Origin of the sequence: Streptomyces yaizuensis, from assembly GCF_034961445.1 — a bacterium.
GTDB classification, from domain to species: Bacteria; Actinomycetota; Actinomycetes; order Streptomycetales; family Streptomycetaceae; genus Streptomyces; species Streptomyces yaizuensis.
Genome location: NZ_BSBI01000015.1, coordinates 66,065 through 88,276, shown reverse-complemented (window position 1 = coordinate 88,276; position 22,212 = coordinate 66,065). Strand labels below are relative to the sequence as shown.

The following is a 22,212-nucleotide window of genomic DNA, read 5'->3' as shown; positions in this document are numbered from 1 at the left end:
GGCCGGGCGGCGGATGCCGCCCGGCCCCCTTCGGGATGTCCGGATGCCGGGGCCGTCAGGCCTCGACGCTGTCCTTGTCCTGGCTGCCGTCGACGGGCTTGTCGTCGCCCGGCTTGTCGCCGCCGGCCGCCGCGGCCTCGGCCGCCTCGCGCTGTGCCTGCTTCTTGGAGGCGATGAGGCTGGTGATCGTGGTGATGACCAGAACGCCGCCGATGACCGCGAGGGAGAACCCGATCGAGATCTCCGGGACGTGGACACCGTTCTCGTGCAGCGCGTGCAGCACCAGCTTCACGCCGATGAAGCCGAGGATCACCGAGAGGCCGTAGCTCAGGTGGACCAGCTTCTTCAGCAGACCGCCGATGAGGAAGTACAGCTGCCGCAGACCCATGAGGGCGAAGGCGTTGGCGGTGAAGACGATGTACGGGTCCTGGGTCAGGCCGAAGATCGCCGGGATCGAGTCCAGGGCGAAGAGGATGTCCGTGGTGCCGATCGCGAGCATGACCACCATCAGGGGGGTCATGATGCGCTTGCCGTTCTCGTGGATGAACAGCTTGGTGCCGTGGTAGCGGTCGGCGACGCCGAACCTCTTCTCGACGGACTTGAGGAGGCGGTTCTCCTCGAAGTCGTCCTCATCCTCGCCGGAGCGGGCCTCCTGGATCAGCTTCCACGCGGTGTAGATCAGGAACGCGCCGAAGATGTAGAACACCCAGGAGAAGCTGGCGATGATCGCCGCGCCCGCCGCGATGAAGATGGCCCGCAGGACCAGCGCGATGAGCACACCGATGAGCAGCACCCGCTGCTGGAGGTGGGAGGGCACCGAGAACTTCGCCATGATCAGGACGAAGACGAACAGGTTGTCGACGCTCAGGGACTTCTCGGTGATGTAACCCGCGAAGAACTCGCCGGACGCCTGGCTGTTACCCCAGATCGCGATACCGATGCCGAAGAGGGCGGCCAGCACGATCCAGACGATCGTCCAGATTCCGGCTTCCTTGATCGACACATCATGGGGCTTGCGCCCGATGAAGAAGTCGGCCCCGATCAGAACTGACAGACCAAGAATGGTCAGGACCCACACGGTCAATGAAACGTCCACTGCGCCTCCGGCTTCGTACGGCTACTGATCAGCGTCGTCGCTGCCGGAGGTCTCTTCCACCCGGGCGGTCCTTGCCGCGCGGGCCGACGCCCCGGGATCAGTGGTGATCCGTACTGACGGGAACGTCGCAAGGCGGGAATACTCCCCTCCGCTGTGAGGAGCGTACAGGAGCCGCCAAGCGACGGTAAAGAGCATGGTAAAGAAATATTCAAATGCCCAGGTCAAGGGCCTCTCATTGGTCTACACCGGTTGACTTCCGAGAGTGATTTCAGGCCCCGTCCCGCCCGGCCCTGCGGGCCGCCGCCACCTGGTCGAGCACCTGGCGGAGCACCGCGCTCCCCGGCGGGACCGTGAGCGGACGGTAGGTCCAGGCATGGCGCACCCAGGGGTCGGCCAGATGGTCGTCGGGAACCGCGGTGATCCGCAGCAGGGAGCGCCAGAGCGGATCCAGCTCCGGGCCGAAGCCGGCGGCGTCCTCGCGGTCCGCGACCAGCAGCAGCTGGACCCCGGCGGCCGGGCCCTCGTCGGCGAGATACCGCAGCCGGGCGACGGACCGGTCGTCGAAACCGTGCGGGAAGTCGTTGACGATCAGCAGCTGCCCGGCCGGGTCCAGCCCGGGCGGGAGCGCGTCGGGCGCCCCGCCGCGCAGCGCCATGGTGACCAGGTCGACCCGCTCGGTGAGGTGCGCCAGGGTCGCCGCGACCCCCTGGGCCCCGGCGGCGGGCGGGGCGGTCAGCACCCCGGAGGCGACCAGCGGGGCGAGGGCGGCGGCTCCGGTGCCCGCCGGGTCGACCACGTGCAGGGTGAGGTCACCGGGCGGGTGGACGGCGGCCAGCCGGGCGGCATGGGCGACGGCGCAGTCCAGGGCCGCCCGGCGGAGCCCGTCCCCGTCCAGGAGCGGAGCGGCGGAGGACGTGTGTCCGCTGTCGACCCACAGACCGCGCTCCAGCGGCAGCCTGACGAGGAACGGGATGATCAGCCCGGGGGCCTCGGGGAGGGTCAGATCGCCGAGCCGTACCGCCAGTGGAGGCCCGTCGGGCGCGCGGTAGCCGTGCCAGACCGGGTTGTCCCAGCGGGCACAGGCGGGCGGAAGCGCCGGTTCTACGACCTCGGACTCCGCCGACAGCTGGGCCAGGTCGCGGTCGAGGGCCTGGCGGGCCCGCGCCGTCAGCTGCTCGCACTTGGCGTGGGCGGCCTCCCGGGCCGCGTCGGCGGCGCCGCCGATCCGGCCGCGCGGGTCCGCGAGGGCCCGGTCCAGCTCGTCGTCGAGCCGGGACTCGGCGAACTCGACCGCGCTGCGGTGGGCGGCGACGCTGCGGGCCAGGTCCTCGAACATGCCCCAGACCTGGTTGTACAGCCGCTCCTCCAGGGACCAGCCGGTGGCGTCGCCCGCCACGGGACCGGACGGCGCGGACGGGGCCGGGGCGGGGGCGGACACGGGTGTGGGTGTGGATGTGGGTGCGGCAGGTGGGGCGGGGCGGCGGCGCGGATGGGTGTAGCTGATGGGTCCGCCCCGGGCGGCGGGGGGCTGACGCACGGCCCCGGAGTTCCCGGAGTCCCCGGGCGCCTCGGAGTCCCCGGATGCCCCGGAGCCCCCGGTCGTCCGTCCGTCCGGACCGGCCGGGATCCGCCCGTCGGTACGGGTGGGTCCGGCTCCGGCACCCGGCCCCCCGGCGACGGCGGTGGCGTCGTTCGTCCTCCCGGCGCGCGTCCGCGCGGCTCCGGTGGGCGGATACGGGGTCCCGCCGCCCGGGGCGGGCGGCGCGGCGGCGCGCTGGATCGCGGCCGCCGTCTCCCGGGCCTCCGGAACCCCCTGGTCGGCGAGGAGCCGGGCCAGCCCGTCCGCGTAACCCTGGCCGACGGCGCGCACCTTCCAGCCGGCCCGGTGGCGGTACAGCTCCAGGGCGACGAGGGCCGTCTCGGTGTCCAGTGCGGAGATGGTGAATCCGGCGAGTTCGGCGCCGTCCCGGCCGATCACGACGAGATGCGGGGCGGCCGTCGCGCCGAACCGGGCGGGCCCCGGGGCGCCCTCGGGGAGGGCGAGGACCACGCCGACGCGGTGCACCCCGTCCGGGACGGCGGCGAGGTCGACGGTGCAGCGGGGGAACGGACCGGTGGCCCGGGGCACCTCGATCCCGGGCAGGGCGGGGGCACCGGCGTGCGCGATGGACCGGCCGGTGACGGCGCCCTGGCCATCGGCGCAGGTGACGCAGACCAGTACCGGGTGTCCGGCCGCCACCCGGATCTCCAGCCCGTTGACGTTGTCGTCCAGTGGGTGGTTCTGCCCACGGACCAGCTCGGCCGTCATCGCCGTGTCCCCCCTGTCACTGCCGCCTGCCGGCTGCCTGCCGCTCGTTGCCGCTGCTCGTGGTCCCCCGCCGCCGGTGTCCGGCTGACGCGGCCCGTCCCGGACCGGAGCGGCCGGGACGGAGTCCGTACGGGTGCCGGGGTCCCGGGCCCCAGGGGGCCCTACAGGTACTACAGGTACTACAGGTGCGGCAGGATCGCCGGGATCAGGTCCTGGATGGTGCGGCCGTTGGCCGGGTTGCCGAGGGCGGTCATCGTCCAGCCGCCCGGGGTGGGCTCCTTCGAGTAGCCCGTGGGGGGACCGCCCGCGGCGCGGTGCACCTTGGCCATGATCTGGGCGGTGTAGTGACCGCCGCCGTCGAGGGTGTAGCGGGCCAGCTCCTGGCCGTTGGTCTCGTCCACGATCCGGCAGAAGGCGTTCTGCACTTCCTGGAAGGTCTGGCCGGTGAAGGAGTTCACCGTGAAGACGATCTGGTCGATGTGGACGGGCACCCGGGCGAGGTCCACGAGGATGGCCTCGTCGTCGCCGCCGGATCCGGCCCCGCCGACCAGGTTGTCGCCGGTGTGCCGGACCGAGCCGTCGTCGCTGACGAGGTGGCGGAAGAAGACGACGTCCACCGGCTTCTTGTCGGCGAACAGCAGCGCCGACGCGTCGAGGTCGATCTCCTTCGTCCGCGAGCCGAACAGACCGCGCCGGGGTGCCGCCTGCCAGCCGAGCCCCATGCGGACCGCGGTGAGGGTTCCCCCGTCGCTCTTTCGCAGGCTGATGGCCTGGCCCTTGGTCATATTGACCGTCACGCGCTGTCCCCTTTTCGCTCGGTCCCGCCGCCTCGGCGAACGGCTGCCCAGCACCCTACGCAGTCGTATCAACTGAGCGGCACGATTGGCCAGTTATTGTGTCGCTCTTGCAACACACCTGGTGGCGTGAGCGGAATCGTGCCCTCCTCCGGCGGGGCCGGGGCGGGTCCCCCCTCACCCTGCGTGGCGCCCCGACCGGTCCCGGGCCCGCCCGCGGGCCCGGTAACCGACCAGGTCAGGCCAGGCCCGCCTCCTTCATCTGGCGCAGCTCCTTCTTCAGCTCACCGACCTCGTCCCGCAGCCGGGCGGCGATCTCGAACTGGAGGTCGGCGGCGGCCGCCCGCATCCGCTCGGTCATCTCCTCGATGATTCCGGCCAACTCGGTGGCGGGCCGTCCCGCCGCCGCGCCGCCCTTGCCCTTGCCCTTGGCCTGGGCACCCAGTGACGGCACCGGCGCCTTGGCGCCCTTCCCCGGCCTGTCCTTCGGCTTGCGGTAGTCGGTACCGAGCAGCTCCTCGGTGTCGATCTCCTCGCGCGCGATGGTGGCGACGATGTCGTTGATCTTCTTGCGGAGCGGCTGCGGGTCGATGCCGTTCGCGGTGTTGTACGCGATCTGCTTCTCACGCCGGCGGTTGGTCTCGTCGATGGCCTTCTCCATCGCCGGAGTGATCTTGTCGGCGTACATATGGACCTGGCCGGAGACATTGCGGGCCGCGCGGCCGATGGTCTGGATCAGCGAGGTGCCCGAGCGCAGGAAGCCCTCCTTGTCGGCGTCGAGGATCGCCACGAGGGAGACCTCGGGGAGGTCCAGGCCCTCCCGCAGGAGGTTGATGCCGACCAGGACGTCGTACTCACCGGCCCGCAGCTCGCGCAGCAGCTCCACCCGGCGCAGGGTGTCGACGTCGCTGTGCAGATAGCGCACCCGGATGCCCAGTTCGAGGAAGTAGTCCGTGAGGTCTTCGGACATCTTCTTGGTGAGCGTGGTGACCAGGACCCGCTCATCGCGCTCGGTGCGCAACCGGATCTCGTGCACCAGGTCGTCGATCTGCCCCTCGGTGGGCTTGACCACGACCTCCGGGTCGATCAGCCCCGTCGGCCGGATGATCTGCTCCACGAATCCGTCGCCCCGGGAGAGCTCGTAGGCGCCGGGCGTGGCCGACAGATAGACCGTCTGGTCGATCCGCTCGGTGAACTCCTCCCACTTCAGCGGGCGGTTGTCGAGCGCGGACGGCAGCCGGAAGCCGTGCTCGACCAGGGTCCGCTTGCGGGAGGCGTCACCCTCGTACATCGCGCCGATCTGCGGGACGGTCACATGGGACTCGTCGATGACCAGCAGGAAGTCCTCGGGGAAATAGTCCAGGAGGGTGTTGGGCGGGGTGCCGGGCGCCCGGTCGTCGAAGTGCATCGAGTAGTTCTCGATGCCGGAGCAGGAACCGATCTCGCGCATCATCTCGATGTCGTACGTGGTCCGCATGCGCAGCCGCTGGGACTCCAGGAGCTTGCCCTGCTTGTCCAGCTCGGCGAGGCGCTGTTCCAGCTCCACCTCGATTCCGTCGACCGCCCGCTTCAGCCGCTCGGGACCGGCCACGTAGTGGCTCGCGGGGAACACGTGGAGCGACTGGTCCTCGCTGAGGATCTCGCCGGTGAGCGGGTGCAGCGTGGACAGCGCCTCGATCTCGTCGCCGAACATCTCGATCCGGACGGCCAGCTCCTCGTAGACCGGGAAGATCTCGATGGTGTCGCCGCGCACCCGGAAGGTGCCACGGGTGAAGGCGACGTCGTTGCGGGTGTACTGGATGTCCACGAAGCGGCGGAGCAGCTCGTCCCGGTCGATCTCCTCACCGACCCGGAGCGGAACCATCCGGTCGACGTACTCCTGCGGCGTGCCCAGGCCGTAGATGCAGGAGACGGAGGCGACCACGACCACGTCCCGCCGGGTGAGCAGGGAGTTGGTCGCGGAGTGGCGCAGCCGCTCGACCTCCTCGTTGATCGAGGAGTCCTTCTCGATGTAGGTGTCGGACTGCGGGACGTACGCCTCGGGCTGGTAGTAGTCGTAGTACGAGACGAAGTACTCGACGGCGTTGTTGGGCAGCAGCTCGCGGAACTCGTTCGCCAGCTGGGCGGCGAGGGTCTTGTTCGGCGCCATGACGAGCGTGGGGCGCTGCAACCGCTCGATCATCCACGCGGTGGTCGCGGACTTGCCGGTGCCGGTCGCACCGAGGAGGACGACGTCCTTCTCCCCGGCCTGGATCCTGCGCTCCAGCTCGGCGATGGCCGCGGGCTGGTCACCGCTGGGCTGGAAGGGACTGACGACCTCGAAAGGCGCCACCGTACGTTCGATCTGGGAAACGGGCCGCATGGATCCACCGTACGACCACCCACTGACAACCGGGTCCGCTCACCGTCCGGCCGGTCGCCCCGGATGCCGGGGGATCCCCGTATTCCCCGGCATTGCCGCTGGTGGGCGGCGGGCCGGCCACCCACCGGCGGGACCGACCGCCCTCACCGGTCACCGGCTGCCACCAGCTGTTACCAGTTGTCACCAGCTGTCGGAGTACGGCTGTTCCCGGCGCGGCGGCTGCTCGCCCGGCCAGCCGGCCGACCAGGTGTCGCCGGGGTGCCCGGTGGAGCGGTGCGCCAGCGGGACCGTCGGTGCCGTACGGGCCGAGCGCGCCGGGATGCCCGGCAGCGGCACCTCCTTGCGGACGCCTCCGCTCCACTCGGGCTCGCCCATCACCAGCAGCGGGTCGAACATCACCACGACGGCGGCCAGGAGGAAGAAGACCCCCGGGCCGACCAGCATCGGCATGAGCAGCGAGGTCGGCGAGTCGCCGGTGCCCAGCGCACGCAGGTTGCCATGGAGATGGACGCTGACGGACGCCATGCCGGTGTAGTGCATTCCGGTGACCGCGACGCCCATCACCAGACTGGCCGCGAGGCTGGCGCGGAAGCCGTGGATCGACACCGCCGCCCACAGCGCGGCGGTCGCGGCGACCACCGCGATCACCACCGAGAGGATCACGATGGGGGTGCTGTACTCGACCCGGCCCTGAAAACGCATTCCGGCCATGCCGAGGTAGTGCATCGAGGCCACCCCGAGACCCATGATGGTGCCGCCCGTGACCAGGGCCATCACCGTGGCGCCCCGGTAGCCGACGATGAAGATGCCGATGCCGACCATCACGACGGCGACGGCGAGGCTGGCGTAGGTGATCGGCCGGTCGTAGGTGATGGGCACCTCGTCGATGCTGAAGCCCATCATGGCGATGAAGTGCATGCTCCAGATGCCGGAGCCGATCGAGAGCGCGCCCAGGGCGAGCCAGCCGGGCTTGAAGGACCCCTCGGTGCGCACCGACCGCGTGGTGCAGCGGAGCCCGAGCGCCCCGCCCAGACAGGCCATCACGAACGCGGCCACGGGTGTGACCAGCCCATAGGTGAAGCCGTCGAGAGTTCCTTGCATGCGTGCGCCCTTCGCTCCGTGCCGTCCCGTCGATCCCTGGCGGTGATCGCCGCGACCCGCTGGTGGAACGTCATTCCCGGGGGTGAGGGTATGACCTGGCCTCCGCGCGGCACACAACGGGGGGTGATTTATCTCCCCAGAAACCGGCACGTGGGGTGCTCTGGGTAGATCTGTTCAGATTTTGGCCACACTTCACCTGTTCGCCGCCGGGTGCCGGATGCGACGCTCGCCCGGTCGCCGACCGAACGCCGTGAGGAGTCGAGGTGTACGTACCTGCCGTCGCCACCGCCACCGCCGCCGCCGTTCTGGGAGCGGGCATCGCCCTGGGGCCCGGGCCTGGACCCGGGCCGGGGACCGCACGGGCGGTTGTCCCCGCACCCGCCGTCCGGGCCCTCGTCCCCGCGGCACACGGGACACCCCTGGTGATCGCCCACCGGGGGGCCTCCGCGTACGCGCCGGAGAACACCCTGGCCGCCGTCGACCGCGCGGCCCGGATGGGGTTCGCCTGGGTCGAGAACGACGTCCAGCGCACCCGGGACGGCGAGCTGGTGGTGGTCCACGACGAGACCCTGGCCCGGACCACCGACGTGGAGGAACGATTCCCCGGACGAGCGCCCTGGCGGGTCCGGGACTTCACCGCGGCCGAGATCGCCACCCTGGACGCGGGCGGCTGGTTCGGCCCCGCGTGGGCCGGGGCCCGGGTGCCGACCCTGGCGGGCTATCTCCGCCGTGTCGACCGCAACGGCCAGAAGCTCCTGCTGGAGATCAAACGGCCCGAACTGTACCCGGGCATCGAACGCGACACCCTGCGGGTGCTGCGCGCGGAGGGCTGGCTGGATCGGGACCGGGACCGGCTGCGGCGGCGGCTGGTCGTGCAGAGCTTCGGCGCGGAGAGCCTGCGGACCGTACACAGGGAGCACCCAGGTGTGGTCACCGGCTTCCTCGGTGCGCCGCCGGTGGCCGAACTGCCCGCCCACGCGGCCTTCGTGGATCAGATCAACCCCTCGCACACCGCCGTCACCCCGGAGTACGTGGCCGCCGTGCGGCGGCTGAAGGGCCCGCACGGCAAGCGGCTGCGGGTCCACACCTGGACCGTGAACGACCCGGCGGCCGCCCGGCGGGTGGCGGCGGCCGGGGTGGACGGGATCATCACCGACCGGCCGGACGTCGTCCGGGACGCGCTGGCCCGGCCGCCGGCGCCCCCGGCCCGCTGACCGGTCCCGGCGGGGAGCGCGGCCGTTCGGGGCGGCGTTGTCAGTGCCGGGCCGTACGGTGGACGGCATGAACAGCTTCGAGTGGGCCGTCGTGGACACGGAGATCGGGCCGCTGCTGCTCGCCGCGACCGGCGAGGGCCTGGTCAGCGTCGTCTTCCACGCCGATCCGGCGATCCGGGACCAGGCCGTCGCCCGGCTGGCCGACCGGCTCGGCGCCACGCCCGTCGCGGACGGGGCGGGCCTGCTGGCCGAGCCCATACGCCGGCTCGCCGCGTACTTCCGTGGCGAGCTGCGGGAATTCGACCTGCCGCTGGACTGGACGCTGACCGGCGGGTTCAACCGGGAGGTGCTGAAGGAGCTGACCGCCGTGCCCTACGGAGCGGTCGTCGGGTACGGGGACCTGGCGGCCCGCGTCGGGCAGCCGGGTGCCGCGCAGGCGGTGGGGGCCGCCATGGGAGCCAATCCGCTGCCGGTCGTGGTGCCCTGCCACCGGGTGGTGGAGGCCGGTGGCGCGCTGGGCGGATTCAGCGGCGGCCGGGAGACCAAGCGCCGGCTGCTGGCGCTGGAGGGGGTCCTGCCCCAGCCGCTCTTCTGAGCCCGGCCCTCTCCTGTGCCCCCGCCCGGGGAGCCCCGGGCCGACCTGGGGGCCGACCTGTGCTGACCTGTGCTGACCTGTGCTGACCTGGGAGGAGATCGAAAAAGGAGAGACTGAGGAGAGACCCAGGGGTGCGGTGCCGACCCGGGACGAGGGCTGGCACACTGCGCGAATGAGCATCAGCCCAGACACCTCCGGCCCGACGGACGCCACCGGTCCCCAGGCCGGTGCCGCCACCACGGGCGAAGCCGCGCCCCCCAGCGGTACGGGTACGGGTACGGAAGCCGGGGAGCGGCAGGCAGGCGACGCCGGCCCGCGCTCCGGGGCCGGCCCGGAGTCCGGGGACGCCATGTCCGTCGGGGACGGCGCCCTGCCGGAAAGCGGCGTGCTCTCCGGCGCCGGTGGCACGTCCCCGCGGAAGGCGGGGGCCGCGCCGGTCCGTCCGGACGCGCTGCCCGCGCTCCGGCGGCGCGTCACCACGATCCTGGTGATCAGTCAGATCCTCGGCGGGCTCGGTGTCGCCATCGGTATCGCGCTCGCCGCCGTACTGGCCGAGCGGATCAGCGGCTCGGCGGCGCTCTCCGGGCTGGCCCCGACCGCGACCGTGGCCGGTACGGCGCTGCTGTCCGTACCGCTGGCCGCGCTGATGAGCGCACGCGGCCGGCGCCCCGGTCTGGTGCTCGCCTACGCGATCGGCGCGCTCGGGGCGGGCGTGGTGGTGCTCGGCGCGGTGGTGGAGAGCTTCCCGCTGCTGCTCGTCGGCATGGCCGCCTTCGGCGCGGGCTCGTCGGCCAATCTCCAGGCGCGGTTCGCGGCAGCCGACCTCGCCGTCCCCGAGCGGCGCGGCCAGGCGATCTCCCAGGTGGTCTGGGCGACCACGATCGGCGCGGTGCTCGGACCCAACATCGCCGCCCCGGCCGGCCGCAGCGTCTCGGGGCTCGGCATACCCGTCGAGGCGGGCCCGTTCGTGTGGGCGGCAGCCGTGTTCCTGGTGGCCGCGGTCGTGGTGCAGTGCCTGCTGCGGCCCGATCCGCTGATCACCGCCCGGGCCCTGGCCCCCGGTGACGACTCGCCCCGGGGACGTTCGCTGCGCGCCGGTCTCGCCGCCGTGCGGGCGTCGCCGACGGCCCGCCTCGCGCTGCTCGCCATCACCGTCTCGCACACCGTCATGGTCGCGATCATGTCGATGACCCCGCTGGCACTCGGCCACCACGGTGCCGGGATCGAGCTGATCGGGTTCGTGATCAGCGGCCATATCGCGGGCATGTACGCCTTCTCCCCCGTCATGGGCCGTCTGGCGGATCGTTTCGGCAGGCTCCCGGTGGTCGGCCTGGCGGTGGCGCTGCTCGCGGCGGCGGCGCTGCTGGCCGGCACGGCGGGGCCGAGTCACACCCGGGTGGGCATCGGGCTCTTCCTGCTCGGTCTGGGCTGGTCGGCGGGGATCGTCGCGGGCTCCGCGCTCCTCACCGACTCGGTGCCGCAGCAGGTGCGCGCCGCCGCCCAGGGCCTGTCGGACCTCGCCATGAACACCACCGCGGGCATCGGCGGCATGGTGGCCGGGGTCGTCGTCGCGACCCAGGGCTACGGCCTGCTCAATCTGCTCGGCGCCCTGCTGGTGCTGCCCCTGGCCTGGTACGCGCTGCGCGTACGCGAGAGCTGAGCCGCCCCGCCGGGCGGCCCCGAGCCCCCTGCCCGCCCGGCGCGGGAGGGCGGACCTCCGGCGCCCGCACGACCGGGCGGGCCGGCCGGTCCGGGCGCGCCTCGACCGTCCACAACGGGCCACGGCCACCCGGCCGGTTCCCTTCGGCGCGGGGCAGGACGGGCGACGCGCGGGTTTGGGCCGTCCGCCGCCGTGCCAGGGATGGGACATGCTGCTCACCGAGGTGTCCGAGGAAGTACGGGAAGCGCTCGACGCCCGGCGGCCCGTCGTGGCCCTGGAGTCGACGATCATCGCCCACGGCCTGCCCCGCCCGCGCAATCTCGCGGTGGCGGTGGAGCTGGAAGGGCTCGTCCGGTCCGGGGGCGCCGTCCCCGCGACGATCGCGGTCCTGGACGGCCGGGTCAGGATCGGCCTGGGTCCGGAGGGACTGGAGCGGGTCGCCACCGACGAGGGGCTGCGCAAGCTGGGCCGGCGGGACCTCGCGCCCGCGCTGGCCGCCGGCACCGGCGGCGCGACGACCGTGTCGGCCACCGCCTTCCTGGCCGCACGCGCCGGGATCCGGGTCTTCGCGACCGGCGGACTGGGCGGGGTGCACCGGGACTGGGCCCATGTCCAGGACGAGTCGGCGGATCTGCGGGTCCTGGCCGAGACCGCGATCACCGTGGTCTGCGCGGGGGTCAAGTCGGTCCTGGACGTCCCGGCGACGCTCCAGCGGCTGGAGACCCTGGGGGTGGGCGTCGTGGGCTACGGCACGGACCGGTTCCCCGGGTTCTATCTGACCTCGTCGGGCGAGCCGGTGGAGTGGACGGTCCACTCGCCCGGGGAGGTCGCCGGGGTGATCCGTGCCCGGGAGGCGCTGGGCGGGCCGCCCAGCGCGCTCGTCGTCGCCCACCCGGTGCCCGAGTCCGAGCAGCTCGACCCGGAGCTGCACGACCGGGTGCTCGGGGAGGCGCTGGACGCCTGCCGGGAGCGGGGCATCGTGGGCCAGGCCGTGACCCCCTTCCTGCTGGACTTCCTGACCCGGCGGACCGGCGGGGCCTCCCTCGCGGCGAACGTGGCGGCCGTACGCGGCAATGTGCGGCTGGCGGCCGCCGTCGCGGCCGAACTCCGCGCCGGTCCGTGAGCCGGGCCGCGAGCCGGGACCCGGCCCCGCTCCCTCCGTCACTCGCTCGCGCAGGAGGGCGCGTCCACGTCCTCGGCGAGCCGGCTCCCCTGGGGCAGCACATAGGTCGCGAACAGCACCACGGGTTCGGTGCCGAGATTGCGCCCGATGTGCCGGTGCTCCGCGCCGGCGGGTTCGGTGAAGGCCGACCCGGCAGGCATGACCTCCACCGAGCAGTCGTGCAGGGTGCGGGTCAGGGTCCCCGACTTGACCACCACCAGGAGCTGGCCGTCGTGGTAGTGCCAGCCGGTGGAGCCGCCGGGGTCGATGGTGATCGTCCGGACCACCACGTCGGACGGCCCCTTGGCCTTCAGTTTCAGCCGCTTCTCCGCCACACCCTGGGCGAGCAGCTTCCCGGTGACCCCGCCTCCTGACGTGGCGTTCGCGGCGGACGGCACGGTGGCGATCATCCCCAGACAGCCGGCCAGGACCATGGCGCCCTGGGCCCGACCTTGTCGTCCCGTACTCGCCAGCCTCTCCTTGAACCTCATGGAAGCCCTCCAACTCATCTGCACCATAACGGTGTTGCCGTGCGAACGTCCGGCCGCAGCCTGCCGTCAAAATCCAGATCACGCCACCGAAGCGGAAACAGAGGGAGAGAGAAGAGAAACAGAAGCAATCGCCGAGGAAACGAACACAGTCGAACTGTCAGGCAAACACAAACGGACCCGGGGGCGTAGCCGACCCCCGGGCCCTTCTTTGATGCCACCGCTACTCACACGCCGGAACCTTCGCCACCCGGGTCAGTCCTCATGTCGTCGCGTCCTGCCTTTGGACCACCGCACACCGAGCTGTGCGGGCCGGACTTGAACCGGCAACTCGACGTCCCGTGGCCCGGGTCCGGTCGATCCGGCGATCGGTGGCGCATACTGAGTCTGGAGCAATAGTCTGAGTCTAAATGCGGTCGCCTCTGCCGAGTTGGGCCACCGCGGCCGGGTCGCCCCAGGCCGCGGGGAGGGCTCGAACCTCCACCGGAACCGCACGATCACGACAAGCCTCAGCTTCAGCTTGCGCTCCTCGCGCACCCCACCCGCTGTCCACGGGAGGGGATTCCCACAGGCTACCCGTCAGCCGAACAGATAGCCGAACACCGCGTCGCCGACCCGCTGGTCGACGACCTCGGCGCCGTTGGCCTCCTCGCGCGCGTACTTCACGGCCTGCTGAAGCCGCTCCACCCGCTCCAGCAGCTCGTTCACCCGCCGGGCCGGCAGCGCGCCGGAGAACTTCACGGTCGTCCAGTAACCGACCGGAATGTCCTCGTGATACACCTCGACCTGCGCCGGGTGCTTGTCCGTCGCCTCCGCCTTCACATGGTTGCGGGGGACCTTCTTCGTCCGTACGGTGCGGACCGGCTCGGTCCGCCAGGAGTCGGTCGACGGATCCAGCGTCCAGGTCTCCGAGGCGTCCAGCACCGGGAGCTTCCGGATCAGCGCGGTGATGTCCGTCAGCTGCTTCTCCAGGAAGAGGAGATACGCGACGGGAACGGCCTCGACCAGCACCCGGCCGTCCACCGACACATCGGCGCGGGCGGTGCAGTTGGCCCAGTCCTTGGTGGCGGTGACGTCGAAGAGCCGGGTCAGTGCCCGCGCCGCGTCGCGCAGGACCTCCTCGGCCTGGACCTGGACCCGGGTCGACTCGGGCGGCAGTTGCTCGCCCTCCTCGTCCTTCGGCTGGTAGGTCCGCGCGATCCCCGCGAGCAGAGCGGGCTTCTGCACCTGGTGGTGGGCGGTCGCCAGCTCCTGGTGCGCCTTGGTCTTGACGCCTTTCTCGACCGCGATGATCTGATTGAGTTTCGCCACGCGGTCAAAGTAGCAAGGCCCGAGTACATGTTCGAACGAATAATCCAGGGCCGTCCCGACCGGTCCCAGGGGGAGGAACCGTCCATGGAGACAGCCGTCATCGCGGTCATCGGCACCCTGCTCGGCGCGGTGGTCACCCATCTGTTCCAGAGCCGCACCACGGAGCGTACGGCGGAACTCGCCCGTAACGAGCAGCTGCGGCAGGAGCGGATCGCCGCGTACACCGCTTTCGCGGGGGCCCTGGTCGACTACCGGCGCGGGCAGAGCGACCGCTGGCACCGGGCCCTGGAGGAACCGGGCGGCCCGGTGGCCGAAACGGCCCGGATCGAGTCGTATCATCTGCGCTCCGGCGCCCACCAGGCCCTGATCCGGGTGCAGTTGGTCTGCGAGGACCGTGCCGCCCTGGAGCTGGCCGCCGCCGCGTTCGAACTGACGAACTGTCTGCATGAGGCGGTCGACGAGGCGGACCGCGCGCACCGGGCGGGGCAGGCGCGCGAGACCCTGTCCGAATTCATCGGGGCGGCCGCGCCGGGAGTCCGCTGACACCCGGGCCCGAGCGCCCCTTTCACTCCATCGAGTGTGCCCCGCGCTCCCCGCCGGGCCCGGATCCCGCCCACGGCGCCTCAGCCTCCGCGCCGGGCCCGCCGGCCCCGGTCACCAGCGCACGGGCAGGGCGACCAGCCCCCGCGCGCGGACCGACGGCCGCCGGCGCAGTTGGCTCGGAGGGACGTCCAGCTCAAGCGCGGGGAAGCGCTCCAGCAGGGCGGTGAGCGCCACCTCGGTCTCCAACCGGGCCAGGGGGGCGCCCAGGCAGTAGTGGATGCCGTGGCCGAGGGCGACGTGCCCCGTCGCGTCACGGCGCAGATCGAGCCGCCCCGGGTCGGGGAACCGGTCCGGGTCGCGGTTGGCCGCGCCCAGACAGAGCAGCACGGTCTCGCCCGCCGGGATGACCGTTCCGCCGATCGTCACGTCCTCGACGGGGAAGCGCCGGATGGCGTGCTGCGCCGGGCTCTCGTAGCGGGCGAACTCCTCCACAGCGGCGGCGGTCCGGCCCGGTTCGGCGCGGAGCAGCGCGAGCTGCGCGGGGTCGGTGAGCAGGGCATGGACCGCGTTCCCGATGAGCTGGACGCTGTTCTCGTACCCGGCCAGGAGGATCAGGAAGACCAGGGACATCAGCTCGTCCTCGCTGAGCCGGTCGTCGCTGCCGCCGTCGTCCGCCCCGCGTACGGCGATGAGCGCGGACACCAGGTCGTCGCCGGGGCGTTCGCGTTTGTGGGCGAGGAGGCCGGCGAAGAAGCCGAGCAGGTTGCCGACCGCCTCCCGGGCCCGCCGGGGGTGGGCGGGGTCGGGCAGGAGCATGGCGTCGGACCAGGCGCGGAAGTCCGGCCGGGACTCTTCGGGCACGCCCAACAGTTCGCAGATGACGGTGATGGGCAGGGGTACGGCGTAGGCGGCGATGAGATCCGCCCGGCCCTGCCCGGTCAGGGCGTCGAGCAGATCGTCGGCGGTGCGCCGGATCGGCTTCCGCAGCTCCTCCACCCGTCGGGCGGTGAAGGCCCTGGTCACCAGCTTCCGGATCCGGGTGTGGTCGGGCGGGTCCATGTTGAGCAGGTTGGCGTCCAGCGCGGACGGCAGCCGGAATCCCCGGTAGTTGCCGGGCAGCGCGTGGCTCTTGTCCAGGGACAGGCGCGGGTCGGCCAGCCCCTGGCGCACATCCTCGTACCGGGTGACGAGCCAGACCGGCAGGCCGTCCGGGCCGGCGGTCCGGTGCACGGGGGAGACCTCGCGCAGCCGGTCGTACACCCCGTGGGGATCGGCGAGCAGCTCACGCGTCGGATCTTCGAGCGTCATGGCGTCACCCTAGTCAGCGCCGGTGCCGGTGGCCGCCGGTGTCACCCGGAGGGGTCACCCCCGGGTGTCATCGGCCGTGTGTCACCGGCCCTGGTGGACCTGGCCGATGGTCCCGGCCTGGATGACCGTGCCGTGCTGGGTTCCGCCGGAGATCGTGTTGTGCACGACCGTGGTGGTACCCGCCGCGCCGGCCGGGGCGATCTCTTCGAGCAGGGTGCGCAGTTCGGCGGCGGCTTCGGGGTCGTCCCGGAGGGTGCGGCGCATCCGGACCCTCCATTCGGCCAGCACATCGGCGGCGGCCTCCTCGTCCTGCTCTTCTTGTGCTTCGAGCAGTTCGGCCCGGGAGGTCTCCAGTTCGGCGGTGACGGTGTCGGGGTCGGCGGCGCCCCGGGAGAAGAAGCGCGCCAGCCGCTCCCGCGCGGGCCCCCAGCTCTCCTGGACCATCTGCTGGACCAGGGCCGCGGCCCCCGCCGTCGCCAGTGCCACCAACTCGGCTTCCACACGGTCTCCTTCGGATCGATCGGCTTTTCGACTTGGAGGGTAGCGGTCAACGCCCCAGCAGGGCCGTGAGTACCCGGACCGGATCGCCGTCCGGGGTGCCCCTCGGCCACCAGTCCTCCTTCCCGGGGTCGGACTCGTAGCCGTACCAGAGGCCGTCCCGGCCGAAGCGGAGCTGGTGGGCCGCGCCCGTCAGCCGGTTGCGCCGGGGGCGGACGGCGGGCAGGTCCGGGACGTCCGAGGCGGCGAGGGCCGGCCGGGCCCGGTCGAAGGGGCCGGCGGGTGGATCCCAGGGCTCCTCCAGCACGGCGAGGGCGGCCCGCCCGCCCTGGCGCCAGGCGGCGACCGCGCGGGCCAGCTCGGTGGGGGTGCGGCCGGTGGCGGCGGCCAGTTCACGGTAGAGAGCCCGGGTGGACGCGGTGAGTCCGGAACCGGGGTGGGCGGCGGCGAGCCGGACCGCGTCCTGCCAGACGGTCAGCCCGGCGACGGGGTCGGCGCCGCCGGTGAGAAGGGCGTGCGCGCGGACGGCGGACTCCCCGGCCAGCAGGTCCAGCGCCATGGGGTCGGGCGCCCCCGGGGCCTGGGGGTACGCGGGTGGGCGGCCCGGGTGGGCGGGCGGCGGGAACGGCGGCGGCAGTACGGGGAGCCGGCGCCGCGCCAGCGCGGTGTGCGCCGGGACGGTGGCCTGCGGTACCTGGGGCCGCGCGGCCGGTCCGGGCGCGGTGTGCCGGTGCGTCAGCTCGGCGAGGAGGTCGCGCTCGCCCCGGCCGCGCAGCAGGAAGAGGACGAACGGATCCTCGTCGAGGAGCCGGGCCGTCTGGTAGCAGAGCGCGGCCGCGTGCTTGCAGGGGAAGCCGTCGTCGGGGCAGGAGCAGTCGGGGATCAGATCACCCGCCGCGGGCAGCAGGTCAGCGGCGTGGACGAGGTCCCGGGGCAGGTCCTTGTCGAGGAGGGCGGCAACGTGCTCGGGCCGGGCGGCGGCAGCGGTCAGGAACTCCTCCCAGATGTCGTCGGCGAGGGCCCGCAGCCGGATCTCGGTGCGGTAGGGGCGGGCCCGGCTGCCCTGGACGTACGCGGTGACCCGGCCGGGTGTGACAGTGATGCCGTCGACCCGGCCCCGGCCGGCGTAGGTCCGGCCCCGGGCGAGCCGGGCCGGGTCGAGGGCGGCGGACTCCAGCGCCGCCACCCAGGCGTGGCCCCACCAGGTGGCGGCCGTCCGGTCGTCGGCGAGCGGCTGGGGTGCGGGGAAGGTGCGGCGGCGGTCGTCGGCGCGGGCGGCGGGGGTCTGGCCGCGGCTGCGCCGGCCCGGCGCGCGCCGGGGCGCGGGCCCTGTGTGCCGGAGGCCGGGGGCACCGGCGGCGGCGCGGCCGGGGGGCGGGGTCATCGCGGCCTCCTCAGGGAGACGAGATCGGCCAGTTCACGGTCGGTCAGCTCGGTCAGCGCGGTCTCCCCGGTGCCGAGGACCGCGTCCGCCAGGGCCTTCTTGGCCTTCAGCAGGTCCGCGACGCGGTCCTCCACGGTGCCCTCCGTGATGAGCCGGTGGACCTGGACCGGCCGGGTCTGGCCGATGCGGTAGGCGCGGTCGGTGGCCTGTTCCTCGACGGCCGGGTTCCACCAGCGGTCGTAGTGGACGACGTGGCCGGCCCGGGTGAGGTTGAGGCCGGTGCCCGCCGCCTTGAGGGAGAGGACAAAGACCGGTACGTCGCCCGACTGGAACCGGTCGACCATCCGCTCGCGCTCGGCCACCGGGGTGCCGCCGTGCAGCAGCTGGCAGGGGACCGACCGGGCGGTCAGATGCTCCACCAGCAGCCGGGCCATGGTCACGTACTGGGTGAAGACGAGGACCGAGCCGTCCTCGGCCAGGATCGTCCCCAGCAGGTCGTCGAGGAGGGACAGCTTGCCGGAGCGGCCCGTGAGCCGCAGGCCCGGCCCAGGGGCCGGCGCCTTCCCAACACGGCCGCCGGCACGGACCGGTGTCCTGCGGTGCTCCTTCAGGAACTGCGCGGGGTGGTTGCAGATCTGTTTGAGGTCGGTCAGCAGCTTCATCACGAGCCCCCGGCGGGCCATCCCCGCCGCGCCGCCGATGGCGGCCATGGCCTCGCGGACCGCTGCCTCGTACAGCACGGCCTGTTCACGGGTGAGGGGTACGGGGTGGTCGGACTCGGTCTTCGGCGGCAGCTCGGGCACGATGCCCGGGTCGGACTTCCGGCGCCGCAGCAGGAACGGCCGTACCAGCCGGGCGAGCCGTTCGGCGGCCTCGGGGTCCTCCCCCAGCTCCACGGCGCGGGCGTGCCGGGCGCGGAAGGTCTTCAGGGGGCCGAGGAGTCCCGGGGTGGTCCAGTCGAGCAGGGCCCACAGCTCGGAGAGGTTGTTCTCGACGGGGGTGCCGGTCAGCGCGACGCGGGCGGGCGCGGGCACCGTGCGCAGGGCCCTGGCGGTCGCGGAGAACGGGTTCTTCACCTGCTGGGCCTCGTCGGCGACCACCATGCCCCAGCGCTGCCCGGCGAGCTGCTCGGCACGGCCCCGCAGGGTGCCGTAGGTGGTCAGGACGAAGCCGCCGCCTCCGTCCCGGTCCCCGTCCGCGTCCCCGGGGAGGGTCCGGTCGGCGCCGTGGAAGCGGCGGACGGGCACGGCGGGGGCGAAGCGGGCGATCTCCCGCTGCCAGTTGCCCAGGACGGAGGCGGGGCAGACCACGAGGGTCGGCTCGGGCCGGGCGCGGTGGAGGTGGAGGGCGATGACGGTGACCGTCTTGCCGAGGCCCATGTCGTCGGCGAGGCAGCCGCCGAGCCCGAGCGAGGTCATCAGATCCAGCCAGGCCAGCCCGCGCAGCTGGTAGTCGCGGAGCTGGGTGGTCAGGCCGGGGGGCGCCGTCAGCGGCGGGGCGGTGTCCGTCAGCCGGTCGCGCAGGGTGGCGAGGGCTCCGGCGGGCACCGCGTCGACCGTCTCGCCGTCGACCTCGGCGGTGCCGGTCAGTACGGTGGCGAGGGCGTCGACGGGATCCAGCAGGCCCAGCTCGCGCTTGCGCGCCTTGCGCACCAGATCGGGGTCGACCACGACCCAGCGGTCCCGCAGCCGCACGATCGGCCGGTGCGACTCCGCGAGGACGTCCATCTCCGCCTCGGTCAGCGGGTCGCCGTCGAGAACGAGCTGCCAGTGGAAGGCCAGCAGCTCCTGGCTGTCGAAGAACGGGGTGCCGTCGGTGGCCGAGCCAGGGGCGGACCGGACGACGGCGCTCGCGGTGAGCGAGCGGGCCAGCTCACGGGGCCAGTGGACGCTCACCCCGGCGTCGGCGAGCCGGGCGGTGCCGGGGCCCAGCAGCTCGTACAGCTCGTCCTCGGAGAGCGGCAGGACATCGGGCACCTCCCGCTCCAGGAGGGCCGCGAGGGGTGGCCAGACCCGGGCGGCACGGCGGAGCGCGAGCGCGGTGTCGACGCGGGCCCGCGGGCCGAAGCCGTCCGCGCCGTGGGCCCAGAGCCGGGCGGCGTCGACGACCAGGGCCGGGTCGGCGAGGCTGTGCACCTGGACGATCGCCGCCCCCGCGGAACGGAGCACGGCGGTCCCGGCCCGCCTGTGCTCACGGGCGCTTCCGTGGTCAGCCGGCGTCCCCGGGGCGTCCGGGGCGTCCGTCGTATCCGGCACACCGGCCGCGTCCGGAGTGTCGGTCGCGTCCGGGATCTCGCGGGCGTCGGCGGTGTGGGCCGTGTCGGTGGTGTCGGTGGTGTCGAAGAGCTGGAAGGCGGAGAGGTCGAGCCGGAGCGAGACCCGCACCCCGGCGTCCATCCCGGCAGCCGCCTCGGCCGCCCACTCCCGGAGCGCGGGCAGTCGCTGGGGTCCCTGCGCCGCGAAGGCCGCGCCCATCGCGTGGGCCGCCGCCGGGGTGCGGGGCAGGCTGTCCGCGACCGCGTCGAAGAGGCCCCGCACCAGCGCCTCCGGCTCGGGCAGCAGCAGCGGGGACGGCCCGGTGACGGAGGTGACAGGAGTGGCGTACGCCTCGGCGGGCATGGCGGCGGCGATCGCCCGCAGCTGGGCGATGTCGTCGGCGTCGAGCGGGCCCGCGCGCCAGGTGTCGTGATCGGAATCTGTCAGTCCGGGCAGCAGCCGGCCCCGGGCGACGAGATGGAGCGCGTGCAGCACGGCCGCGCCCCAGCAGGCGGCGGCGGGGTGGGCCGCCGGATGGTGCCGGGCCCTGATCAGCGCCGGCAGGGCGGCGGCGACGGGGAGGACGAGCGCGGGGACGGTCCGGGTGCCGATGTCCCCGCCGGATCCCGGGTCCGGGGCGCGAACGACCGTGATCTCCTCCGCCGCACCGGGGAGCGGGGCGCCGTCGGGGTCCCAGAAGGCGATCCGGCCCTGGCGGGGCAGGGCGTCGGGCAGGAACACGGCCGCGCGGGTGAGCAGGGCGTGCGGGATCTCGGCCGTCATACGGGTCACCTCCCATCCGTGGGTCGTGCGGCGGGCACCGGCCCGGTGCCGGGCAGTGGTGCCGTACTGCTTCACGACGATACGGCGGGGGACTGACAACGCAGACCACGCGAACCGTCTCCGCAGGTCACAGCGTCAATGACGGTACGGGACCGGGACGGAGGCGGCGGAGGGCGGATCAGACCGGCGGCCCCGCCCGCCGGATCCGCGCCGGGTTGGCGAGGTCCAAGGCCTCCGGGTCAGGTACCGGCTCCGGGTCACGGACCGGACCGGGAGCCTGAGCAGGACCGGGGCCGGGAGGGGGTACGAGTACGGGTGCAGGGCCGGGAGCGGAAGCGGGTCCGGGTTCCAGTCCCGGTACGGTCTCCGGCCCGGTCACCCCGTCGTGCGACGGCCCGGCGGCCACCGTCGACGGCGGGCCGGCGGCCGGGCGGTCCTCGTCGCGCCGAGGGGCTTCCTCGCCCCGGGGAGCCGTCTCCCGCTCCGCGGTCCCGGGCGCCGGATGGGCCCGTTCCAGGAAGCGCAGCAGTTCCACCGGGAAGGGCAGCACCAGCGTGGAATTCTTCTCGGCGGCGACCGCGACCACCGTCTGCAACAGCCGCAGCTGGAGCGCGGCGGGCTCCTTGGACATCTCACCGGCCGCCTGGGCCAGCTTCTTCGACGCCTGGAGTTCCGCGTCCGCGTTGATCACCCGGGCCCGGCGCTCCCGGTCGGCCTCGGCCTGCCGGGCCATCGACCGTTTCATGGTCTCGGGCAGGGAGACATCCTTGATCTCGACCCGGTCGATCTGGACCCCCCACCCCATGGCCGGGCTGTCGATCATCAGTTCCAGACCCTGGTTGAGCTGTTCCCGGTTGGAGAGCAGATCGTCCAGATCGCTCTTGCCGATGATGGAACGCAGCGAGGTCTGGGCCATCTGCGAGACGGCGAACCGGTAGTCCTCGACCGCGATGATCGCTTCGGCCGGTTCCACCACCCGGAAGTAGACGACCGCGTCGACACGTACGGTGACGTTGTCGCGGGTGATGCCTTCCTGGGCGGGCACCGGCATCGTCACGATCTGCATGCTGACCTTGCGGAGCCGGTCGACCGCCGGAAGGATCATGGTGAATCCGGGGCCCCGGATTCCGCCGTGCAGCCGCCCGAAGCGGAAGACCACACCCCGTTCGTACTGCTTCACCACCCTGGCGGCCGCCGCGGAGTAGGCGAGCAGGGCCACCACCAGAGCCACACCCCAGAGCACCAGTGCTTCCAGCATCGGGGCACCCCCTTCCGACCGAGCGGCCGACCGAGTGGGTCACTCCTCCCACGGTATGCCCGGTATGCCCTGTGCGACCAGACTCTGCCCCT

General features: G+C 73.0%; 17 protein-coding genes. 5 read left to right on the top strand and 12 right to left on the bottom strand.

Going from position 1 to position 22,212, the window contains the following annotated elements; genetic code table 11:
• Window positions 1–55: 55 nt before the first annotated feature.
• The 5 genes from SYYSPA8_RS30140 to SYYSPA8_RS30120 form a co-directional block, all read right to left on the bottom strand.
• On the bottom strand, window positions 56–1,096 hold the full coding sequence (locus SYYSPA8_RS30140) for a TerC family protein (protein WP_323450556.1): 1,041 nt from the start codon (window positions 1,094–1,096) through the stop codon (window positions 56–58).
• A 268-nt stretch (window positions 1,097–1,364) separates the two neighbouring features.
• Complete coding sequence (locus SYYSPA8_RS30135; protein ID WP_323450555.1) at window positions 1,365–3,404, bottom strand: TerD family protein; 2,040 nt, start codon at window positions 3,402–3,404, stop codon at window positions 1,365–1,367.
• Window positions 3,405–3,583: 179 nt separating this feature from the next.
• The gene (locus SYYSPA8_RS30130; protein WP_323450554.1) at window positions 3,584–4,201 is read right to left on the bottom strand and encodes a TerD family protein; all 618 of its coding nucleotides are present in this window, start codon (window positions 4,199–4,201) and stop codon (window positions 3,584–3,586) included.
• 235 nt (window positions 4,202–4,436) lie between these two features.
• Window positions 4,437–6,560: an excinuclease ABC subunit UvrB gene (gene uvrB, locus SYYSPA8_RS30125; RefSeq protein ID WP_323450553.1), complete on the bottom strand. Its 2,124-nt coding sequence runs from the start codon at window positions 6,558–6,560 to the stop codon at window positions 4,437–4,439.
• Between the two features lie 180 nt (window positions 6,561–6,740).
• A complete protein-coding gene (locus SYYSPA8_RS30120) occupies window positions 6,741–7,661 on the bottom strand; it encodes an MHYT domain-containing protein (protein WP_323450552.1) in 921 nt (306 codons plus the stop codon).
• A gap of 263 nt (window positions 7,662–7,924) precedes the next feature.
• Between SYYSPA8_RS30120 and SYYSPA8_RS30115 the strand changes: the two genes are divergently transcribed.
• The 4 genes from SYYSPA8_RS30115 (at window position 7,925) to SYYSPA8_RS30100 (ending at window position 12,253) form a co-directional block, all read left to right on the top strand.
• Window positions 7,925–8,875 (top strand): glycerophosphodiester phosphodiesterase, encoded by a 951-nt coding sequence (locus SYYSPA8_RS30115; RefSeq protein ID WP_323450551.1) that lies wholly within the window; start codon window positions 7,925–7,927, stop codon window positions 8,873–8,875.
• Between the two features lie 67 nt (window positions 8,876–8,942).
• A complete protein-coding gene (locus SYYSPA8_RS30110; protein WP_323450550.1) occupies window positions 8,943–9,470 on the top strand; it encodes a methylated-DNA--[protein]-cysteine S-methyltransferase in 528 nt (175 codons plus the stop codon).
• Window positions 9,471–9,642: 172 nt separating this feature from the next.
• The gene (locus SYYSPA8_RS30105; protein ID WP_323450549.1) at window positions 9,643–11,130 is read left to right on the top strand and encodes an MFS transporter; all 1,488 of its coding nucleotides are present in this window, start codon (window positions 9,643–9,645) and stop codon (window positions 11,128–11,130) included.
• 208 nt (window positions 11,131–11,338) lie between these two features.
• Entirely contained in the window at window positions 11,339–12,253 is a 915-nt protein-coding gene (locus tag SYYSPA8_RS30100; RefSeq protein ID WP_323450548.1) for a pseudouridine-5'-phosphate glycosidase, read from the top strand.
• 38 nt (window positions 12,254–12,291) lie between these two features.
• Here the strand turns inward: SYYSPA8_RS30100 and SYYSPA8_RS30095 are convergent, their stop codons facing one another.
• Window positions 12,292–12,726, bottom strand: coding sequence for a cupin domain-containing protein (locus SYYSPA8_RS30095; protein ID WP_323450700.1), 435 nt, complete (start codon window positions 12,724–12,726; stop codon window positions 12,292–12,294).
• 633 nt (window positions 12,727–13,359) lie between these two features.
• Entirely contained in the window at window positions 13,360–14,091 is a 732-nt protein-coding gene (locus SYYSPA8_RS30090; protein ID WP_323450547.1) for a DUF7873 family protein, read from the bottom strand.
• An 84-nt stretch (window positions 14,092–14,175) separates the two neighbouring features.
• Between SYYSPA8_RS30090 and SYYSPA8_RS30085 the strand changes: the two genes are divergently transcribed.
• Complete coding sequence (locus SYYSPA8_RS30085; RefSeq protein ID WP_323450546.1) at window positions 14,176–14,634, top strand: hypothetical protein; 459 nt, start codon at window positions 14,176–14,178, stop codon at window positions 14,632–14,634.
• Window positions 14,635–14,745: 111 nt separating this feature from the next.
• Here the strand turns inward: SYYSPA8_RS30085 and SYYSPA8_RS30080 are convergent, their stop codons facing one another.
• The 5 genes from SYYSPA8_RS30080 to SYYSPA8_RS30060 all read right to left on the bottom strand — a co-directional run bounded on the left by SYYSPA8_RS30080 (window position 14,746) and on the right by SYYSPA8_RS30060 (window position 22,120).
• Window positions 14,746–15,942 carry a cytochrome P450 family protein gene (locus SYYSPA8_RS30080; RefSeq protein WP_323450545.1) on the bottom strand — a complete coding sequence of 399 codons (1,197 nt, stop codon included), beginning with the start codon at window positions 15,940–15,942 and terminating at the stop codon, window positions 14,746–14,748.
• Between the two features lie 81 nt (window positions 15,943–16,023).
• Window positions 16,024–16,443 carry a hypothetical protein gene (locus SYYSPA8_RS30075; protein WP_323450544.1) on the bottom strand — a complete coding sequence of 140 codons (420 nt, stop codon included), beginning with the start codon at window positions 16,441–16,443 and terminating at the stop codon, window positions 16,024–16,026.
• A gap of 46 nt (window positions 16,444–16,489) precedes the next feature.
• On the bottom strand, window positions 16,490–17,824 hold the full coding sequence (locus SYYSPA8_RS30070) for an SWIM zinc finger family protein (RefSeq protein ID WP_323450543.1): 1,335 nt from the start codon (window positions 17,822–17,824) through the stop codon (window positions 16,490–16,492).
• The gene (locus tag SYYSPA8_RS30065) at window positions 17,821–20,862 is read right to left on the bottom strand and encodes a DEAD/DEAH box helicase (RefSeq protein WP_323450542.1); all 3,042 of its coding nucleotides are present in this window, start codon (window positions 20,860–20,862) and stop codon (window positions 17,821–17,823) included. Before SYYSPA8_RS30065 ends, SYYSPA8_RS30070 begins: the two co-directional genes overlap by 4 nt.
• A 178-nt stretch (window positions 20,863–21,040) precedes the next feature.
• Window positions 21,041–22,120, bottom strand: coding sequence for a slipin family protein (locus tag SYYSPA8_RS30060; protein WP_323450541.1), 1,080 nt, complete (start codon window positions 22,118–22,120; stop codon window positions 21,041–21,043).
• Between the last annotated feature and the right edge of the window lie 92 nt (window positions 22,121–22,212).

Excerpts from the sequence above, each read along its gene's own strand:
- SYYSPA8_RS30135 (WP_323450555.1), bottom strand. The coding sequence starts at position 3,404 with ATGACGGCCGAGCTGGTCCGTGGGCAGAACCACCCACTGGACGACAAC.
- uvrB (WP_323450553.1), bottom strand. The coding sequence starts at position 6,560 with ATGCGGCCCGTTTCCCAGATCGAACGTACGGTGGCGCCTTTCGAGGTC.
- SYYSPA8_RS30120 (WP_323450552.1), bottom strand. The coding sequence starts at position 7,661 with ATGCAAGGAACTCTCGACGGCTTCACCTATGGGCTGGTCACACCCGTG.
- SYYSPA8_RS30110 (WP_323450550.1), top strand. The coding sequence starts at position 8,943 with ATGAACAGCTTCGAGTGGGCCGTCGTGGACACGGAGATCGGGCCGCTG.
- SYYSPA8_RS30105 (WP_323450549.1), top strand. The coding sequence starts at position 9,643 with ATGAGCATCAGCCCAGACACCTCCGGCCCGACGGACGCCACCGGTCCC.
- SYYSPA8_RS30100 (WP_323450548.1), top strand. The coding sequence starts at position 11,339 with ATGCTGCTCACCGAGGTGTCCGAGGAAGTACGGGAAGCGCTCGACGCC.
- SYYSPA8_RS30095 (WP_323450700.1), bottom strand. The coding sequence starts at position 12,726 with ATGGTCCTGGCCGGCTGTCTGGGGATGATCGCCACCGTGCCGTCCGCC.
- SYYSPA8_RS30085 (WP_323450546.1), top strand. The coding sequence starts at position 14,176 with ATGGAGACAGCCGTCATCGCGGTCATCGGCACCCTGCTCGGCGCGGTG.
- SYYSPA8_RS30080 (WP_323450545.1), bottom strand. The coding sequence starts at position 15,942 with ATGACGCTCGAAGATCCGACGCGTGAGCTGCTCGCCGATCCCCACGGG.
- SYYSPA8_RS30070 (WP_323450543.1), bottom strand. The coding sequence starts at position 17,824 with ATGACCCCGCCCCCCGGCCGCGCCGCCGCCGGTGCCCCCGGCCTCCGG.
- SYYSPA8_RS30065 (WP_323450542.1), bottom strand. The coding sequence starts at position 20,862 with ATGACGGCCGAGATCCCGCACGCCCTGCTCACCCGCGCGGCCGTGTTC.
- SYYSPA8_RS30060 (WP_323450541.1), bottom strand. The coding sequence starts at position 22,120 with ATGCTGGAAGCACTGGTGCTCTGGGGTGTGGCTCTGGTGGTGGCCCTG.